This window comes from Pseudomonas sp. PS02302 (assembly GCF_029959585.1).
Lineage (GTDB): Bacteria > Pseudomonadota > Gammaproteobacteria > Pseudomonadales > Pseudomonadaceae > Chryseomonas > Chryseomonas aestiva.
In genome coordinates this window covers 1-3,882 of record NZ_JASCON010000147.1, presented here as the reverse complement: position 1 = coordinate 3,882, position 3,882 = coordinate 1, and the positions used below count along the sequence as shown (strand labels likewise).

The 3,882-nt window shown below is 64.4% G+C and carries 5 protein-coding genes; 3 read left to right on the top strand and 2 right to left on the bottom strand.

Annotation, left to right across the window (positions count from 1 at the left end; genetic code table 11):
* The coding region (locus tag QMX82_RS25415; RefSeq protein ID WP_282288738.1) for a DUF3391 domain-containing protein at positions 1–160 on the bottom strand (160 nt) is incomplete at its 3' end.
* 105 nt (positions 161–265) lie between these two features.
* On the opposite strand from QMX82_RS25415, the gene QMX82_RS25410 reads away from it, so the two are divergent.
* Both QMX82_RS25410 and mdtD read left to right on the top strand, forming a co-directional pair.
* Positions 266–1,153, top strand: coding sequence for an acyltransferase (locus QMX82_RS25410; RefSeq protein WP_282288737.1), 888 nt, complete (start codon positions 266–268; stop codon positions 1,151–1,153).
* 71 nt (positions 1,154–1,224) lie between these two features.
* Entirely contained in the window at positions 1,225–2,658 is a 1,434-nt protein-coding gene (gene mdtD, locus QMX82_RS25405) for a multidrug transporter subunit MdtD (protein ID WP_282288734.1), read from the top strand.
* 87 nt (positions 2,659–2,745) lie between these two features.
* On the opposite strand, the gene QMX82_RS25400 is transcribed toward mdtD, so the two are convergent.
* Positions 2,746–2,955 carry a cold-shock protein gene (locus QMX82_RS25400; protein WP_133860530.1) on the bottom strand — a complete coding sequence of 70 codons (210 nt, stop codon included), beginning with the start codon at positions 2,953–2,955 and terminating at the stop codon, positions 2,746–2,748.
* A gap of 410 nt (positions 2,956–3,365) precedes the next feature.
* Here QMX82_RS25400 and QMX82_RS25395 point away from each other — a divergent pair.
* Positions 3,366–3,882: HAD-IA family hydrolase (locus QMX82_RS25395; protein WP_282288730.1), on the top strand; the 517-nt coding region annotated here is incomplete at its 3' end.

Genomic DNA, 3,882 nt, shown 5'->3' with positions numbered 1-3,882 from the left:
CCCACCCCGCGGGCCCGGCGCTGTCGTGGATCTTCTGCTGGCCGCGCGCTTCCTGAAGCTGGACGCGCGCCTTCCAGAACGGATGGTCGATCCAACTGCCTTCGAATCTGTGGATGTACATGCCGAGGCAGACCTCGGCACTGGTAACCTTCTTGAGCATGGCGTTCACTTCGCAGCTGATCGGCAGCAGCCATCCAGAGCAGATGATCGCAAAATGCTATGTCACGCTAAAGACTATCGCCCCAAGTTCTAGACGAGAGAATCCATGCACCTCCTGACCGGTATCACCGTCTCTGCGCTGCTCCTGCTGAACACCCTGGTCATGATCGGTCCGCTGCTGGCCTTCGCCCTGATCAAGCTGCTGCCCATCGTCGCGCTGCGCGATGTCTGCTCCCGGGTAATCACCGCCATCGCCGAGACCTGGGCCGAGATCAACAAGGTCATCTTCGCCCGGCTCACCCCTACCGCCTGGGACATCCACGGCACCGAGACGCTCAACCGTGACAGCTCCTACCTGGTCATCTGCAACCACCAGTCCTGGGTCGACATCCCCGCGCTCATCGAGACCTTCAACGGCAAGGTGCCCTACTTCAAGTTCTTCCTGAAGAAGGAGCTCATCTGGGTGCCCTTCCTGGGGCTCGCCTGGTGGGGCCTGGATTACCCCTTCATGAAGAGATACACCCGTGCCCAGCTGGCCCGCCGCCCGGAACTCAAGGGCGCGGACCTGGCCATCACCCGCCGCGCCTGCGAGAAATTCCGCCGTCAGCCAGTGACCATCGTCAATTACCTGGAAGGCACGCGCTTCACCGCCGCCAAGCATGCGCAACAGCACTCGCCCTATCGCCACCTGCTCAAGCCCAAGGCCGGTGGCATGGCCTTCGTCCTCGCCGCCATGGGCGAGCAGCTGGACACCCTGCTGGATGTCACCCTGGTCTATCCGGACGGTCGCGTGCCCGGCTTCTGGGACCTGCTCTGCGGACGTGTCAAACGCGTTATCATCGATATTCGCGCGCGACCTCTGGATCCGGCGCGCTGGGCGGGTGACTACAGCGAAGATGCGGAATTTCGCGCAGGCTTCCAGCAGTGGGTCAGCATGCTCTGGGCAGAGAAGGACCAGCGGATCGAAGCGCTGCTAGATTCCCGCTCGCGCTGATCGAGCGGGGCACCCTGCCGCGTGCAGACAGTCAGAGAGCGGGTAGTCGGCTGTCTCGACAAGGATCTCCCATGCCCTCCCCGACCCTGGATACCACCACGACCCGCTGGCTTCCCTGGCTGATCGCCGTCGCCTTCTTCATGCAGTCGCTGGACGCGACCATCGTCAACACCGCCCTGCCGCGCATGGCCGCCGACCTCGGCGAGAATCCGCTGCGCATGCAGGGGGTGGTGATCGCCTACCTGCTCACCGTCGCGCTGCTGATTCCGGCCTCGGGCTGGATCTCCGACCGCTTCGGCAGTCGCCGTGTCTTCTTCACCGCCATCGCCCTCTTCACCTTCGGCTCGCTGCTCTGCGCCCTGGCGCCCAGCCTCAACCTGCTGATCGCCGCCCGGGTCATCCAGGGACTCGGAGGTTCGCTGATGCTGCCGGTGGGGCGCCTGGTGATCCTGCGCGTCTATCCGCGCAGCGAGCTGGTGCGCATCCTCAGCTTCATCACCATTCCCGGCCTGATCGGTCCCCTGGCGGGTCCGGCGCTGGGTGGCTGGCTGGTGGAAGCCGTGTCCTGGCACTGGATCTTTCTGATCAACCTGCCGGTGGGCATCCTTGGCTGCCTGGCCACCCGCCGCCTGCTGCCGGATCTGCGCAGTCCCCTTCCGCAACGCTTCGACGGCCTGGGCTTCCTGCTCTTCGGCACCGCCATGATCCTCATCAGCGTCGCCCTGGAAGGCCTCGGCGAACTGCACCTGCCCCATGTGCGGGTGGTGCTGCTGCTGATGGGCGGCATGGCCTGCATGGTCGCCTACTGGCTGCGTGCCCTGCACCACGACCAGCCGCTGTTCTCCGCCGAGCTGTTTCGCATCCGCAGCTTCGCGGTGGGCATCTTCGGCAATCTCTTCGCCCGCCTCGGCAGTGGCGCCCTGCCCTTTCTCATCCCGCTGCTGTTCCAGGTGGGCCTCGGCTATTCGCCGACCCAGGCCGGTCTGCTGATGATGCCCCTGGCGCTGTCGGCGATGCTGGCCAAGCCCATCGCCGGCCCGCTGATCGGGCGACTCGGCTATCGGCGCCTGCTGGTGGGCAACACCCTGCTGCTGGGGTGCCTGATCGCCAGTCTCGCCCTGATCGGCCCTGGCACGCCCTTCATCTGGCTAATCATCCACCTGGGTATCCTCGGCGCGGTGAATTCCATGCAGTTCACCGCCATGAACACCATCACCCTCATCGACCTACACGACCAGCAGGCGGCCAGCGGCAACAGCCTGCTGTCAGTGGTGATGCAACTGGCCATGAGCTTTGGCGTCGCCTGCGCCGCCGCCCTGCTGGGCGGTTTCCAGGACGACTATGGCGACACCGAGGTGCTGTCCGCCTTCCGGGCGACCTTTCTCAGCGTCGGCGCCCTGTCGATGCTGGCCGCGGCGATCTTCCTGCAGGCCTCGCGCGAGACTGGCCGGCGGGTCAAGCCGCTGGCGGCGGAACCGGAAAAGAGCGCGCAGAACGTGGAGTGAGGCGGCCGGCCACGCCGATCAAACCGGCAGAAACGAAAAACCCCGGCCTAGCCGGGGTTTTTCGTGAGCTTCGGGCGACGTCAGGTGTCAGACGACCTGTACGCGCTCTGCCTGCATGCCCTTCTGGCCTTGCACGACTTCGAAGCTGACCTTCTGGCCTTCAGCCAGGGTCTTGAAACCAGTGCCTTCGATGGCGCGGAAGTGCACGAACACGTCCGGACCGCTCTCGGGAGTGATGAAGCCATAGCCTTTGGTTTCGTTGAACCACTTGACGGTACCGTTCTGACGATTCGACATGACGGGTGTTGCTCCTTGGAATCACGAGTTTGTTATTGACACTGGCTGGCGCGGTAATGCGTTGCATTGACCAGGCGCCCGGTACTGAGTTGCAAGGAGTAACAAGAATCGAGCAGCAAGGGGTGGACGAAGAGCCTACCGCCTCAGGTCACGATCGACGGCGACCCAAGCAAACACAGTTCTCGAACTCTACGCCATATTTTTCTGGAAAGCGATTACCCTCCGGAGGGCGAAATCCTTTTTGACAAGGGCTGTTTTGTCACGCCGCGCAAGGTACTGTCGAGCCGGTTTTCGACCACCCGGACAGCCCCGCAAAACCGCAGCCAGACTGCTTCGCCGCTATCTGCCGCCGCTGTCGAAGGGCCTTGGGCCCTTTGCTCCGCCCTGAACTCCCCCTGCAAGGAATACCGATGAACGTCACCCCTGTGGAACTGCTGATCAGCGATTGCGATGGCGTGCTGGTCGACAGTGAAATCCTCGCCGAACGGGTCGTCCTCGACGGCCTGGCCGCCCATGCACCACGCGCCGAACTCCAGGCCCTGCTGCACGGCACCTTCGGCCTGACCACCCGGGATATCTTTGCCCTGGTCGAACAGCGCTTCGGCATCACCCTGCCACCGGCGCTGTTCACCGACCTGCGTGCCCAGGCGGAAACGCTGATCGCCACCAGTGTCGAGCCCATTCCCGGGGTCAAGCGGGCCCTGGAGAGTATCGACCTGCCGCTGGCGGTCGCCTCCAACAGCCTCAGGCACAGCGTCGAATCCTCGGTCCGCCGGGCCGATCTGGTGGCGCGGGTAGCGGGTCACATCTTCAGCGCCGACATGGTCGCCCAGCCCAAGCCGGCACCCGATGTCTATCTGCTCGCGGCCAGGACCCTGGGCGTCGCGCCGGAGCGCTGCCTGGTGATCGAAGACAGCGCCACCGGCG